The following is a 14,893-nucleotide window of genomic DNA, read 5'->3' as shown; positions in this document are numbered from 1 at the left end:
CCATATAACTAAAATATCATATACAAAAATACGTAATAATTTTCCTATAGATCCTGATTTTTCTGAATAAGACGTCTTGCTAAAAACCAAAACCAAACCGATTGAATCGCACTATACTGTATAAGCATAGTAGATGTGGGTTCTAAACTAATATTGGCTACAGGGGGCATTTTTATTGTTTCTTGAGAACTCTGGTTATTAAATATTTTTACAAAGTTATCATAGCCTTCTGCAGGTGAAGTATCCGCAAGAATTAGTCGCAATCCTTGCTCTATTTCTGATAGTGAGAATACATTTTTACATACACCGACCACAATTGCTCCTGCCAAATGTTTTCGTGCATATCTCTTCTTGATTGGAGCCTCAATAATCCCTGCTTTAAAATAATTATGCATCATTGTCTTGGTAATTTTTTCCTCAATCATGGGTTCAACAAAAGAATTGGTGATGTCTAATAATTGATCCAAATGTAAATTGAAGCTTGGTAATTCGCTCCATAACGGTAATCTCGGGAAATTATTTTTAGCGAAAGGCAACTTAGTCATCCTCCTTGCACAGAAATATTAATCAATCTGAACTGCAATTCCAATTAGCCCTGGGCCTGTGTGTACACATAATGCTGGGGAAACATCACCAGTATAAATGGTATGTTTTGGAAAGCTATTTCTAAGTTCGGTTAGTACATGACTTGAAATCGCTTTGTCATTGCCCTGAGCGACTGCAAGCCTAAAACTTTCGTTTGTTGAAGCATCTTCGATAGCCAGCTTTAATAACCTTGAAATTGCTTTCTTTTCAGAACGAGCTTTTGCTACTGGGTAATATATGCCATCTGAGTCGCACGATATGACTGGTTTAATATTTAAAACTGATCCCACCATCCCAGCCACTTTGCCAATCCTACCGCCAATTCTAAGATATTTTAATGTTGCAATATAAAAATAGACTTTACTTTTTAGCACGGACTGTTGAACTCGCTTAGTGATTTCTTGGTAATCATAATTAGCATTAATTAAGTCTTCTGCGTATGCTGCAATCAATCCACTACCAATACCAATACTTTTTGAATCAATAACTGTTATGATTGCGTTATTGACATTTTCAGAAGCTATTTTAAAAACCTTATTTGTAACTGATAAGCCGCTGGAGATTGTAATAGCAATGATTTTTTTATAACCTCGTTGCTGCAATTTTTTGATATATTGTGATACCAGTCCAAGAGTTGGACTAGCTGTTTTAGGAATATAACCATCTTCAATTAGTTGATACACTTCCTGAGGTTGAATAGTCACACGATCCAGATACTCGTGGTTGTTTGCTGTCACAACTAAGGGAACAACTTCAACATTTACTTGATTTTTTATTTCCGCGGGAATATCTGATGCGGAATCGACTAATAGTCCAATTTTTTTCATTTTCCCTCCATATAGTCTTGATAACCTTATAAATAGTATTCTACACTATATTATAAGGCTGTCAATACTACTATTATTCCATGATAGATTTTTGAAGTTGGCTTCTGATTATAACTTTCTACGGTGTGAGTCGCGTAGACCTGTAAATTCAAACCATCCACATAAACAAATGGGAAAGAGCAACTAACAAAATTGCGCCTACAGAGGACACCTTAGTACTGGAAAAATCAAAGCAGCTCAAGTTTTCAAGACTGATCAAATTAAACTTTCTATTTGCCATTTTTAAACAATAAAACACGCCAAGCTATTGTCATGGGAACAATAACTTGGTGTGTTTAAGTGTGTGAAAAGTACAAACGAGAGCGTAAAATATCTTGTGTAAATGCATAAAAGATATTTTACGCTCTCATACATAAAAATCGTGATACAATTAGATGAAGTTTGAAAGGATATTATGGTCACTAAGTTACACGTGTAAATTTTTATGGAGGTGTTGTACTATGGCGAATTTCTACGAAAATGATCCTTTTTTCAACAATGATATGGATGATGTTTTCAATCAATTATTTCGGGGCATGGATAATCAAAATTCGGAGCGTGCACGGTACTTAGTTAATGGAAAATCGTTGACACCAGATGAGTTTGCTCAATACCGAGCAACTGGTAAGCTACCCCAAAATAATAAAACAATAGAAGTATCTAAAGATGGTAAACAGGCTTTTAAAAAAGGAGGGATTTTAGAAAAGTTAGGGACTAATTTGACGGAACAGGCTCGTGATGGATTACTAGATCCAGTGATTGGACGTGAGAATGAGATTCAAGAAACTGCAGAAATTTTGAGTCGTAGAACGAAAAATAATCCAATCTTAGTTGGTGATGCCGGTGTAGGTAAAACTGCAGTCGTCGAAGGTCTGGCACAAGCAATTGTGGCTGGTAAAGTTCCAGAAACGATTCAAGATAAAGAAATCTATTCGATTGATTTATCGTCTTTGGAAGCAGGAACTCAATATCGCGGTTCTTTTGAAGAAAATATTAAACAGCTGGTAAAGGAAGTTAAAGCAGCTGGTAATATTATTCTATTCTTCGATGAAATTCATCAGATTATCGGCACGGGTGCCACTGGTGGTGAAGACGGTGGCAAGGGATTGGCTGATATCATTAAACCTGCTTTGTCACGTGGCGAGCTGACTGTAATCGGGGCTACGACTCAAGATGAATATCGCAATACTATTTTGAAAAATGCGGCTTTGGCACGGCGATTCAATGATGTTGTGATTAATGAACCGACGGCCGCTGACACTTTACGTATATTACAAGGTGTTAAAAAGCTGTACGAAAAACATCATCATGTTGTATTACCAGATGATGTTTTGAAGGCGGCTGTGGATTATTCAATCCAATATATACCACAACGCACTTTGCCAGATAAAGCTATCGATTTGATCGACATGACTGCGGCTCATTTAGCGGCTAAAAATTCTCAAACTGATGTTGAGACATTGGATCAACGCGTTAAAAAATTAGAGGCAGCTAAGGAGGCCGCCGTTAAATCGGAGGACTTTAAAAAAGCCGCTGATATCAAGAAGTCGATCGAGGAAACCAAGCAAAAAATTAAAGAAACGGATCAAAAAGAAAAAATCACTGCCACGATTGATGATGTGGCACAATCGGTTGAACGTTTAACTGGTATACCAGTTGCTGATATGGGCGCTAATGATATTGAGCATTTGAAAAATCTTGATAAGCGTCTGAAAAGTAAGGTAATCGGTCAAGATGAAGCGGTTGAAATGGTAGCAAAAGCAATTCGGCGTAACCGTGCGGGCTTTTCAGAGGGTGATCAGCCTATTGGAAGTTTTCTGTTTGTGGGTCCAACTGGCGTAGGAAAGACTGAATTAGCTAAGCAATTAGCCTTAGATATGTTTGGAAATGAAAATGCGATTATTCGGCTAGATATGAGTGAATATGCTGATCGTACAGCTGTGTCGAAATTAATTGGTACCTCGGCTGGATACGTAGGCTATGAAGATAATGCTAATACTCTAACTGAACGGGTTCGGCGTAATCCATATTCCATTGTATTATTAGATGAAATTGAAAAGGCTGATCCACAAGTATTAACGTTACTATTACAAGTGATGGATGATGGGCGCTTAACGGATGGACAAGGCAATGTCATTAATTTCAAAAATACGATTATTATTGCTACTTCTAATGCTGGCTTTGGTAATGAAGCATTAAGTGGTGACAAGCAACGAGATCAGTCATTAATGGATAAGTTAGCACCATTTTTCCGCCCAGAATTTCTGAACCGTTTTAATGGAATCGTGGAATTTTCACATCTGACTAAGCAAGACTTAAGTCAAATTGTTGATTTGATGTTGGCGGATGTACAAAAAACGTTAGCCAAAAAATCCATCAAACTTGAGGTAACTAAAGCGGCCAAAGATTGGCTGATGGAACAAGGCTATGATGAAGCAATGGGTGCGCGGCCATTACGGCGAGTAATTGAACAACAAATTCGTGATAAGGTAACGGATTTCTACCTTGACCACTTAGATGTCAAAAACTTGAAGGCTGATTTAGTGGATGGTGAGATTGTGATATCGGCAGCTTAGCTTAAATCAGTGTTCATAAATAACTTTATGTAAGAGGAGATTTATTGGGAAGGAGATCGCTTGATAGATCTCCTTTTTTCGTTGATTTTCACCATTTGATATTAATCTATTGAGTAAATATGGATATCGTCAAGAATCTTGTGTAAATTAAATACCTACGTACATATAATATGTAGTTAATTTAAGTAAAGGATGATTCCAGGGTGTCCTGAAGTCCGTTGAATCCGCGATAGATTCGCTTCATGGACTTCTCGTTGTAGACATTAAACTGAGAAACCAGGAATCGATTCAGTGAATCTTCCGTTGGAAATTGTTCTTTGTGGTTGGGGTTGCGTTTGAGATGCTTGTTAAAGTTCGCAATCAAGTTGGTTGAATGCAATGAACCGCTTCTTTTTGGACGGTGTCCCGCTTTAAAGGCAGGTAATTGGCATCTAAGAAGATGGCCGCATATTGCGAAGGCAGTCGCCGTTGCTGGAAAGCTTGAACCTGTTCATTGACGTCTTTAGCCATGTTGGAAACCGTGGCTTTGGAGTAATGAGCACCGTACATTTTCTCAATGAGTTAGGCGATTTCGGTGGTGGTAATTCCCTTGGTGTATAGCTGAATAACCGTTGTTTCCAAGCTGTCACTGTGCCGACCGTAGGCTGGCAAGGTATGATTTTCAAACCGGCCATTGCGATCTCGAGGAATGGTTAAGTTAAGTTGGCCGTACTTCGTATCAAACGAGCGCTCATAACTGCCGTTGCGGTTATTACCAGTGTTAATCCCAGCGTATGAGTAGCATTCGTAACCCAAAAACTCTGCCAATTCGGTTTGAAGCAGCTGGTTAATCGCAATTTCGAGGTGGTGACGAAAAACTTCGTCAAAATCTTGCTTTTGGGCTAGTGCAGCGATAATTTCTGTGGTAAGTTCATTCATGGGGAATGCCTCCTGTGATGTTTTCTGTGGTTACTAAATATCATAAGGGAAGGCATTCCCTATTTCTATACAATTCAGAAATCTTTTATGCATTTACACAAGATATTTTACGCTCTCGTTTGTTTACAAAATTCAACTATTTGAGTTTTTCTGTTGATTAGATCTATAATAAAGTTTAGATGGGGGTAAGTATAATATAGATTCTTTAGTTTCTGTATTGTCATATCAGTTCAACAACCATTTGGATAAGGTTATTGTACCTTTATTTTTTTTTATTTAAATAATGCCATTCTTATGTATCCAACTAGCCATAAGTAAACTATTTTCTTCGTTGATAAAATGAAAGCCGGGTGAATTTTAAAATCGAGTTCTGCATTTGTTTGAAACAAAATCACATACCTTAGCTGTCTGTACTTTTGTTACAACTGCATTATTGTGTTTTAAATTTTTTATAATTAACAAATGCGGTGTAACTATTTTTAGAATTTTTAAGTTAATTAACAATTACTGACTCACTAATACAACTTATTTAAGATTACATCAGATTAATGTTGGCTTCATAAAATGAAAGGATGAATTATCGTGAAAATAACATTAATAACACAGTATTTAGAGGGACATGGCGGTACCGAAAGAGTCATTTCGAACTTGGTCAACGAAGATTTAAAAAATGAATATCAGGTTTTGATCCCTAAAAGCGGAAAACCTGAATGGCTCCAATGGATTACACGTACTACCGGCTACCAACTTAAAATTTGCCATGCACAAGATACACAAGCACAAAAAGAGTTTATTGAAAAAAATGTTTTAGCAGCAGAACCAGATATCGTTTTGGGACTCGAAGGCAGAGCTTGTGTAACTGCCTATCAGATCAGGAAAAAATATGACCTTCATTATAAAATTGTTTCTTGGGGACATACCTCCATTGCTGAATCAAACATTTTTGCTCGTCAAGAACTTGCTTTCTCAGAATATCATCTTGCAATTAGTACAGGGATAAAAAAACAGTTGATCAAACTCGGGGTCCCAGCCCAAAAAATCTTTCTGATCTATAATCCTATCCGCACTGTAAATAAGAAAACAATCAGCACACCTAAAGCTAACGCTCCTTTCCATGCAATTTTTATTGGAAGAATATTGTTGGATGATCAAAAAAATGTACGTATGCTTCTTGAATCAATGGCACAGCTTAATATTCCTTGGAAACTGGACATCTTTGGCAAGGGAGCTGATCTTCCAAAAGCAAAAACATTAGCAAATGATTTGCATATTTCACAAAACATTAACTGGCAAGGTTGGATGCCTAATCCTTGGGAAGCAATTAATGAAGCTGATTGCCTGCTGCTCTGTTCAAAATATGAGGGATTCCCAATGGTTGTTATTGAAGCTGCTTCTTATGGCTTGCCAATTGTTTCAACAAACTGTCCTACTGGACCGGCAGACATCATTAATTCCCACAATGGAATTTTAACTCCAATGAACGACCAAAAAGCTTTTATAGCTGCATGCCGGCAAATCTATCGTTTGCGTGGTAAATATAATCATACAGATATCAAAAAAACAGTTTTGAAATTTGATATTTCTCGCTATATTAAGCACATAGAAAACATCTATAACTTAATTGCTGCTGATAATAAAAACACAGATAAATCAGCCATTAAACTTTCTTCTTTATAATAGGTTCTTTATCAAGTGGTACTGATGAAATGAATTATTAAAAATAATAAGCAATTGGTCTACTTGGTCAAGCTGCTTGTTCCTGAATGGAATGAGCAGCTTTTTTAATGTGACTATGAAAATTCAAACTGACATAACTATTCTTTAATTCGATGAGAAGACGTAAACGGAAGTTTTCAAAGTTCCGGAAACCGTAAGCAGTCTTTTTAATGGCTTTGATCTTGTTGTTTGTTCCTTCCACGGGTCCATTAGAAAAGGTCGTCTGAAAGCTGTTCTTGATTTCTTGTAGATGTTTACGCAAGGTACGATTAGTTTTTTTGATGGGCTCAGGCATGCCTGCAGCTGAACGTGTTAGACTTTCTAAGAGCCTTGGATCTCGCTGCTGGACAGCTTGTAAAAGTGTTTGATAATAAACGTAAGCTTGTCGCAAAGCGGAGGACATGTTTAATAAACGCTCCACAATATCCTGTTCACATAACTGCATATTACGAAAGTTTCTGCTTTTACGATAGGTTTTAAAATCAAGTTTGGTCGAGTCTTTAGTTAACAATTTCCAATAATGTTTCAAAGCACGTGCGTTGTGCGAACCCTGTCCCGCCTGTTTCATGGTTTGTGTCCGAACTAAGTTTAAGGCCCGATAAGCTTGGGTTACGACATGGAAGCGGTCGGCAATGATCAGCGCTTGCGGAAAGATCTCATGGATCAAGGATCGATAAGGCGAGTACAGATCAACTGTGACCGTTTGGACTGCCCAGCGAGCTTGACGGTCATATTGTAAAAAGTAACTTCGTAAGTATGTATTATGCCGAGAACGCACGATATCTAACGTGCGGCGTGTCGCAATGTCCATGACAATGATACTCATGCCGCTACTAGAAAAGTTGCCCGCTTTAAAGTCGTCAAAAGCGATATTTTGCGGTAAGAAATGATGATTGGGCCTTAAGTAAGTTGAGAGCTCTTGCGCAAAGCGCATCACTGTCATTCCAGAGATCCCAAAATCAGCGGCAATATCTTTTTGTGAGATATTCTGGTCTAATTTAGAAATAGCCTGATATTTAACGGCTTGTGAGATTTGGTCGTTAGCCTTGACGTCCTTGATCTCCGCAAGTTTTGTAATAGTTTTAGGGCAGGCAGCTGAAGCCGGGCAGAGATATTTTTGTTTGCGGATCGAAAAAAACATTTGTGATCCCACCCGAAGGCAAACCGAGCATCTCAACGGTTTTAAAACTGTTGTAGCGCATTTTTTGACCACAAACTGGGCAAGCACAAGGATAAGATTGCCGCAAATGGATCTTGCGGACTTTTTTATGTTGGTAAAATCCTGCAGCTATCACTTTATTCTTATATTTTGGATCAAATTCCAGGTGTGAGTCTTTAATTCCCAATAGATCCAGTGTACAATTCTTCATGTAGGACATTCCTTTCAGTGTAGGGATTGTTTCTTTGAGATGAAGTGTGTCTTCATCTCTATTTTTTTATCATAAAACAAAATTGGTACTGAGAGAAGATTTTTCTATCAGTACCAAATATTATAGCACCCAGTTTTAAGACAATCCGTTGGTGTTAAGAAGGGATCGGGTACTACATGGTTTTGTAAATGTGATTGTGGTAATTATACCGACGTGGCAAGCACAAAACTTATTCAAGGAACTACCAAGAGTTGTGGTTGTCAATTAAAGAAGGCACGAGAAAAATGGAAAAATATTTACAAAGATGAAAAGATACAAGAGAAGATAAAAAAAACTTTTAGAAAAAATGACGGTCGTGAAAAAAATACTAAACTATCTATATTGGAACTAGCAACAAGCGACAAATTAAAGGCAAATAATTCTAGTGGTGTAACAGGGGTTTCTTATAGTAAACGTGATAAGAGGTGGCGTAGCTATATCACAGTAAAACATATACGCTACGAGCTAGGATATTTTAAAGATAAGGAAAGTGCAATCCAAGCTCGAAAAAAAGCTGAAAAAGAATTAGTTGAACCCATTTTAAAAAAATACAAAAATAAATAAAAAATTCATAGCCTTTATAAGACACGAAATAGATTTGTTATAAAAAATAAGCTGAAAAATACCTTACTACCCAATTTTTTACAGACATGATATAATAGAAGCAGAAAAAGAAGCCTTGCTTGAACAAGACTTCCCATGTAGAACCGTTTAAGACGGTGGCATAACTTAATACGATTAAATAACCGCTAGCTTGCCAGAGCTAAGGCGGTTATTTTTTTTTGCTGATTTTTAATCAACTCAACAACTAATGCGATTAAGGCCACGATAAAAGTACCGAAAGCCAGCATTAATTGTAAAGCGTCCGAAACGGACACTTGGGCTACTCCTTTCCTAGAATGTGAGTTTATAGTTTTTACACCATAAGCACCACCCCCTTTAAGGAAATAGCCACCGCCTTAACTTCTCTACTTGAACTATTATACAGGATAACTAGTAATTTACCTATTGATGATTAATGTTATATTACCTTAATAGGCATTGAAACATTGCATTTAAGTTTTATTGTGTATAACGATGTTACACAAATTAAATCGGTGGTGGTTTAAAATGAAAAAAATTTATTTTTTATGTACAGGAAATTCTTGTCGCAGTCAAATGGCTGAAGGATATGCCAAAAGCATACTATCGCCCGATATTTTTGAGATAGAAAGCGCGGGTATTGAAACGCATGGACTAAATCCAAATGCTGTTAAAGTTATGGCTGAAGACGGAGTAGATATTAGTAGCCACTACTCTAAATTAATTGATCTAAAGTATTTTAATACTTCAGATTTAGTTATTACTTTATGTGGTGATGCAAAGGATAAATGTCCTATGCTTCCCCCGCAAACAAAAAGTTTACACTGGCCTTTATCTGACCCAGCGCAAGCAACAGGAACATTAGAAGAGCAACTAGAAGTATTCCGTAAGGTTCGTGACGAGATTAAAAAATTAATTATAGATTTAAATGACCACTTTCATTGATTACAGAAAAGCGACATAACTCAACAGTTGTGGCCTCTTTTTTGATGCTGTATAATCAAAGGGCTAGAACCGTGTCATTACTTAACGACATAAGTAAGGAGATAAAAAGATGAAATATGGCTATGCGCGGGTCAGTACCACTGATCAAAAATTAGCAAATCAAATTGAGTTACTAAAATTGGCAGGAGCAGAAAAAATCTTTCAGGAAAAGTTTACCGGCACAACTACTGCACGACCGGAGTTTCAAAAACTATTACAAGCTCTAAAAACAGATGATACTTTAATTGTGACTAAGTTGGATCGGTTTGCGCGGAATACACGTGAGGCTTTAACTATCATCCAAGAGCTGTTTAACCGGAACATCAAAGTTAATATTTTGAACATGGGCTTAATTGATAATACACCGACTGGCCAATTAGTCTTCACAATATTTAGTGCTTTTGCGCAGTTTGAACGGGATATGATTGTCACGCGCACGCAAGAAGGTAAATTGTATGCCAAGCAACATGATCCGTTGTTTCGGGAAGGTCGACCGAAAACTTATTCTGATGAACAGATCAGATTTGCTTACGAGTTACGACAACAGGGCATGACCTATAAAATGATTGAACGAAAGACGGGGATTAGTAAACGCACGCAACAGCGACGGTTTAAGTTGATTGAGAAACCAAGTGATACTTCTAAAATCTAAGACAGGTGAAAGATCATGAAAAGGATATTTTAAATTATTTCCTATTTTGACTGATTTTTAATAATCGTGTGATGCCCCTAATAGTTTGATGTTTACCGTGTATGGTAAAGTGTTTATATACTATAATTTAAAAAGTGTTCTGGACGATTAATATTCGTATTTGGTCACCAGATAGCTGGCGTTTTTGCTTGAATCTAAAACAATTTATCAGGGATAGTCGAATTAGCTTATGATCATAATATTGTTTTTAATCCGGTAACGTTGTTAGGAATCAATAAAAGCATCATCATCACTTAGAAAACGTTAACTGTCCTTGGAACTTTGACAGCACGCTTGATCGATATGGTAGTTCTTTTTAGTTAGTCATTCTATGGTAAGATGATCATCGATTTTTAATAACTTAATTTACAAACGAAAAGTCATAACAATGAGTATAAAAATAAAAGTCATCTGTCAAAAGGGAAGAAAAAATATTATGTCAAACAGAATAAATAAATACAAGACTGTTGCTTCAATTACAACAGAATTGATTAACCTGGAATCTATTTTGAAATTACCCAAGCCAACTGAGGCCTTTATGAGTGATATTCATGGCGAATTTAATGCATTTCAACAGACAAGATAATCTGTCTATGGATTTGTTGTGGTATATGTGGGCTGGCCCCAACTCCCCATTATTTGGCAAACAAAATATGACTACATTTGAGCGTTACTTTATCGCTGATAAGGCTACACACAATGAAAACCCAAATCCATACTATCAATTGCTACATAATGAGAAGTTTGTAAGAAAGTTATTGGGGGCATTCGGGCTTGACCCGGATACTAGTCATGTCGTAAATGGTCATACACCGGTAAAAAAGGAAACTTCGCCTATCATGGCAAATAAGAAGATGGTGGTCATTGATGGTGGCTTTTCACGACCATATCAGAAGGTGACCGGCATTGGTGGGTATACGTTGCTCGATAATTCATTTGGTATGCAGTTGGTCACACACGAGCCATTTATTTCTAAAGTAGCAGCAATACGCGATTTAACTGATATTGTGTCGACTAAACGAGTCGTAGAGACTGAAGATAGGCGGCGTACCGTGGCAGAAACTGATATAGGTCGCAAAATACAAGTACAAATTGAGGAGTTAAAACAGCGACTTCAAGAACTGAAGAAATAATGGCCCTGAGGCCAATTATGTATAATCTACTAGTAGGTGACTAAGCCATTTGAAGCGAGATTGAATGACCTCAAATGTCAAATCAAGTTAGAAATTTTCAGTTATTCATCAGTGATTTGATTTAAAAATTTCTCAAGTGGTGTGTGGTAGTTAAGAATGTTTTGAGGAAACTAGATAAGTTTTTACCTTGGCTTTCCAAAAGAAATAAATCGTGGTGAGTTTGTCTACAGTAAACTGAATGTAGGCCATTTGTGGTAGACTTTTGATTTTTATGCTCAAAAGCCTACCACAAATGGCTTTTTTAGTATTAACTTAATTTTACAAACCGGGAGATTTTAACAAGTTGTTGCTAAAGACGTGTTATAGTAAAACACTAAACGTATTTCGATGGACAAAAAATGATCTGATCCCAGTAAAATACTGAGATCAGGTCATTAATTAAAATTAAATATAATTTTTTTAACTTATTTGTCGCACTTAAACTGCTACATATTCACTTTTCGGTCTTACTTAAGCTACCTCGATGATAAATTTTCTTTTGAATTAAGTACTGATCCCGATCTTGAGTAATAAATAACGGGGAACTTTCTTCTATGACATTGCTAAACTCCAAACCATACCATGAAACAGGTGAGGCCGTAATTTTCTGCAAATAGATGCGTCCCCCAATCAATCTTCTATCTAACGAGCTTAACTGATCATTGACAATTAAATCTGCTGGTTGTTCCTTTATAATGACAAACTTAAAGTCGCCGACTTTCCGTTGTCGCTCTGTTGAATATGTGGGTATTTGTGGCTCTAAAATACCTTGTTCCACTAGATGATTTACAATTTGATGTAAATAGATACTAACGGATTGAGATTTCCTAAACCCTAAGTACAATTGAATGTTAACAACATTATGCGTCTCAAGTAAATCAACTGTATAATTACTTTCATAGGGTGCATTGGTTTCATTGACTGTAACAAACCAATAAACTTTAGCTCTTTTAGGTTGTCTGTCGAGAATAGAATACATGGTACTACGCTTAATTTGGTAATCACCCTTAATCTTAGTCATATACACTAAGTTAGTCGTGAACAAAGGTATTGTATTGTCTGCGCTTAATTTAGAGAGTTGATCACGATAGTCAAGAAGTGAAACATACTCGCTTTCTTTTTCATAATGTTCTCTTCGTTTATTTCCAAAGTACCAAAGCCACATAATATAAAGAATACCCAACATGATTGTTAAGGTAACATAACCGCCATGAATAAACTTAACCAAACTTGAAATTAGAAAGATTAGTTCAATAAAACCAAAAAACAAGGCAATTATAAGCGCCGTTCCCTTATTTAGGTGTTTATTTAAAAATTCATGCAAAAGCACGGTAGTCATAAGCATGGTAATAGTGATTGCTAAACCATACGCAGCCTCCATTTTTTGTGAGCTACCAAAGAACCAGACTACACTGATTGTTATTATACATAGTATCCAATTAACAGTTGCAATATAAATTTGATTTTTTATATTACTTGGATGTCTAATAACCATTCTAGGTAAAAATTTTAAGCCAATTGCTTCATCGACTAAAGTGTAAGAACCCGTAATCAACGCCTGAGAGGCAATGATTGCAGCGAGTGTGGCTAGCAAAATGCCAACTAGGCGCCAAGGCCCTGGGAGCATTTCATAAAAGGGATTTAAGTTCGATAAGTGCCTGTAAGCAGTGTCACCTGCATGTCTAATTATCCAAGCCCCCTGACCTAAGTAATTTAAAAATAGGGTGCTATATACTAGTGGCCAGGTTACATAAATATTCTTCTTGCCAACGTGACCCATATCGGAATATAAAGCCTCTGCTCCTGTGGTTGCCAAAAAGATACTTCCAAGTATAAAGATTCCCACTTTGTTAACTGGACTGAAGAGTATCTTAATTGCATAATAGGGAGAAATAGCCTTCAATATCATTGGATAATTGATTAGATTAACGATTCCAAAGATAGCCAAAAAGCCAAACCATAAAATCATCACTGGTCCAAAGAATTTCCCAATCACACCTGTTCCAAAACGTTGAATCATAAATAATACGAGTAAAACAACTGTTGTGATAATCAAGACGTTATGTTGAGAATTACTAAACACCACAGGGCCAAGGTGTTGTTTTTTTAATCCCTCAATGGCTGAAGTCACAGTTACTGAAGGAGTTAATGTTCCATCGGCCAAAATAGCCGCCCCACCAATCAAGGCTGGCCAAATTAACCATTTTGAATTTTTTCGAACCAATGCATATAAAGCAAAAATTCCGCCCTCACGCTTATTATCGGCTTGCATTGCAATGACAACATACTTCAACGTTGTAATGATCATTAATGTCCAAAAAATCAACGAGATCGATCCAATCACGTAATCGGGAGAAATATTTCCCATTTTACCGGCGTCACCAATCAATGCATTCATAACATACAATGGTGAAGTGCCAATATCACCGTACACAATTCCTAAAGTAACAAGTGCCCCCGCAAAAGAAACACGTTCTAGTTGCTTATTCATATTTGCTTGCCCCCAACGCTAATTATTGAAATATAGTACTGCAAAATACTAATCCTAAATACGAAGAAAAGCAACTGTATTTTGCAGATCAGTTGTAGCATGAGAACCTTATATCGACTTTTTCAAAGAGATATTTTCAATGTGAAATTGTTGCCAATGAAAGGTAAAAGGCATCCAAATGGTTACGTTGAACGGCGTGGTAAAGCTGGCCGACTCGGCAGAAGTATTTATCAACGCTATCAGGATTATCCTCATTTTCAACATGAATTTGGTCATCTAGAAGCAGACACCGTCCAAGGCAAAGCACATCAAGGTGCAGTTATGACCTTAGTTGAGCGTCTCTCCAAAGTTGAACTCATTTTAAACATCCAACAGAAATCGGCTGAATGCGTTAATAAACATCTTAATCAATGGTTGTCCCAACAGCCAAAACACCTTTTCAAGTCAATTACTTTTGATAATGGTAAAGAATTCACTGGTTGGAAAGAAATCGCAAATAAGCATGATATTAGTACTTATTTTGCCGAAGTTGGGGCTCCTAACCAGCGTGGCTTAAACGAAAATAACAATGGACTAATTAGACGAGATGGTCTCAACAAGAGCATGGATTTTCGCAATTTACCAAATGCTTTAGTTCAACAAGTCAGTAGCCGGCGTAATCATATTCCAAGAAAATCATTAAATTATAAAACACCAATTGAGGTATTCATGGAAAACATCACAGATAAACAGCTATGTTATTTCTAACTTAATTTGACATTTCAAGTTATTAAAGAATATGGCAGATTGTAAAATTTAAATTGAACATTTAAGTGGACAGAAAAACCCATCAAGGTCTTTAATGGTGTTACCACACAATCCATTAGAAAGAATGGATGTAAGCTGATTCCTGAGACAACTTTT

Annotated in this window: 10 protein-coding genes and 4 pseudogenes; 8 read left to right on the top strand and 6 right to left on the bottom strand. The window is 36.7% G+C overall.

Annotated elements, in window-relative coordinates:
- Nucleotides 1-44 precede the first annotated feature (44 nt).
- Together IV87_RS08950 and IV87_RS08945 are read right to left on the bottom strand one after the other, a co-directional pair.
- Nucleotides 45-536: a DUF1836 domain-containing protein gene (locus IV87_RS08950; protein WP_057749539.1), complete on the bottom strand. Its 492-nt coding sequence runs from the start codon at nucleotides 534-536 to the stop codon at nucleotides 45-47.
- Nucleotides 537-563: 27 nt separating this feature from the next.
- Nucleotides 564-1,412 carry a DegV family protein gene (locus IV87_RS08945; RefSeq protein WP_057749536.1) on the bottom strand — a complete coding sequence of 283 codons (849 nt, stop codon included), beginning with the start codon at nucleotides 1,410-1,412 and terminating at the stop codon, nucleotides 564-566.
- 500 nt (nucleotides 1,413-1,912) lie between these two features.
- Between IV87_RS08945 and clpL the strand changes: the two genes are divergently transcribed.
- Complete coding sequence (gene clpL, locus IV87_RS08940) at nucleotides 1,913-4,027, top strand: ATP-dependent protease ClpL (RefSeq protein WP_057807506.1); 2,115 nt, start codon at nucleotides 1,913-1,915, stop codon at nucleotides 4,025-4,027.
- A gap of 181 nt (nucleotides 4,028-4,208) precedes the next feature.
- Here the strand turns inward: clpL and IV87_RS08935 are convergent.
- Nucleotides 4,209-4,945 (bottom strand): annotated as a pseudogene (locus tag IV87_RS08935) (transposase).
- A 582-nt stretch (nucleotides 4,946-5,527) separates the two neighbouring features.
- Here IV87_RS08935 and IV87_RS08930 point away from each other — a divergent pair.
- Entirely contained in the window at nucleotides 5,528-6,622 is a 1,095-nt protein-coding gene (locus tag IV87_RS08930) for a glycosyltransferase (RefSeq protein ID WP_003691196.1), read from the top strand.
- Nucleotides 6,623-6,689: 67 nt separating this feature from the next.
- Here IV87_RS08930 and IV87_RS08925 read toward each other — a convergent pair.
- Nucleotides 6,690-8,031, bottom strand: a pseudogene (locus IV87_RS08925) (ISL3 family transposase).
- Nucleotides 8,032-8,244: 213 nt separating this feature from the next.
- Here IV87_RS08925 and IV87_RS08920 point away from each other — a divergent pair.
- Complete coding sequence (locus IV87_RS08920; protein ID WP_003691192.1) at nucleotides 8,245-8,634, top strand: AP2 domain-containing protein; 390 nt, start codon at nucleotides 8,245-8,247, stop codon at nucleotides 8,632-8,634.
- A gap of 185 nt (nucleotides 8,635-8,819) precedes the next feature.
- Here IV87_RS08920 and IV87_RS08915 read toward each other — a convergent pair whose 3' ends face one another.
- On the bottom strand, nucleotides 8,820-8,948 hold the full coding sequence (locus IV87_RS08915) for a putative holin-like toxin (RefSeq protein ID WP_057807505.1): 129 nt from the start codon (nucleotides 8,946-8,948) through the stop codon (nucleotides 8,820-8,822).
- Between the two features lie 232 nt (nucleotides 8,949-9,180).
- On the opposite strand from IV87_RS08915, the gene arsC reads away from it, so the two are divergent.
- The 4 genes and pseudogenes from arsC to IV87_RS08900 all read left to right on the top strand — a co-directional run.
- Entirely contained in the window at nucleotides 9,181-9,597 is a 417-nt protein-coding gene (gene arsC, locus IV87_RS08910) for an arsenate reductase (thioredoxin) (protein WP_046870756.1), read from the top strand.
- A 109-nt stretch (nucleotides 9,598-9,706) separates the two neighbouring features.
- Nucleotides 9,707-10,288 carry a recombinase family protein gene (locus IV87_RS08905; protein WP_057807503.1) on the top strand — a complete coding sequence of 194 codons (582 nt, stop codon included), beginning with the start codon at nucleotides 9,707-9,709 and terminating at the stop codon, nucleotides 10,286-10,288.
- 427 nt (nucleotides 10,289-10,715) lie between these two features.
- Nucleotides 10,716-10,913: a fructose-bisphosphatase class III gene (locus IV87_RS10925; protein ID WP_082623561.1), complete on the top strand. Its 198-nt coding sequence runs from the start codon at nucleotides 10,716-10,718 to the stop codon at nucleotides 10,911-10,913.
- Nucleotides 10,912-11,460 (top strand): annotated as a pseudogene (locus IV87_RS08900) (fructose-bisphosphatase class III); the annotation flags it as partial. The gene IV87_RS10925 and the pseudogene IV87_RS08900, both read left to right, overlap by 2 nt.
- A 493-nt stretch (nucleotides 11,461-11,953) precedes the next feature.
- Here the strand turns inward: IV87_RS08900 and IV87_RS08895 are convergent.
- Entirely contained in the window at nucleotides 11,954-13,990 is a 2,037-nt protein-coding gene (locus tag IV87_RS08895) for a KUP/HAK/KT family potassium transporter (protein ID WP_057807499.1), read from the bottom strand.
- Nucleotides 13,991-14,077: 87 nt separating this feature from the next.
- On the opposite strand from IV87_RS08895, the pseudogene IV87_RS08890 reads away from it, so the two are divergent.
- A pseudogene (locus tag IV87_RS08890) lies at nucleotides 14,078-14,737 on the top strand (IS30 family transposase); the annotation flags it as partial.
- Between the last annotated feature and the right edge of the window lie 156 nt (nucleotides 14,738-14,893).

It is taken from the genome of Pediococcus ethanolidurans (assembly GCF_001437405.1).
Taxonomy (GTDB): domain Bacteria; phylum Bacillota; class Bacilli; order Lactobacillales; family Lactobacillaceae; genus Pediococcus; species Pediococcus ethanolidurans.
Note: the sequence above shows the minus strand (reverse complement) of the source record. Positions and strands in the feature narration are given on the sequence as shown.

What these genes read in the sequence shown, in the direction of transcription:
- IV87_RS08945 (WP_057749536.1), bottom strand. Translation starts at nt 1,412, where the DNA reads ATGAAAAAAATTGGACTATTAGTCGATTCCGCATCAGATATTCCCGCG.
- clpL (WP_057807506.1), top strand. Translation starts at nt 1,913, where the DNA reads ATGGCGAATTTCTACGAAAATGATCCTTTTTTCAACAATGATATGGAT.
- arsC (WP_046870756.1), top strand. Translation starts at nt 9,181, where the DNA reads ATGAAAAAAATTTATTTTTTATGTACAGGAAATTCTTGTCGCAGTCAA.
- IV87_RS08905 (WP_057807503.1), top strand. Translation starts at nt 9,707, where the DNA reads ATGAAATATGGCTATGCGCGGGTCAGTACCACTGATCAAAAATTAGCA.
- IV87_RS10925 (WP_082623561.1), top strand. Translation starts at nt 10,716, where the DNA reads ATGAGTATAAAAATAAAAGTCATCTGTCAAAAGGGAAGAAAAAATATT.
- IV87_RS08895 (WP_057807499.1), bottom strand. Translation starts at nt 13,990, where the DNA reads ATGAATAAGCAACTAGAACGTGTTTCTTTTGCGGGGGCACTTGTTACT.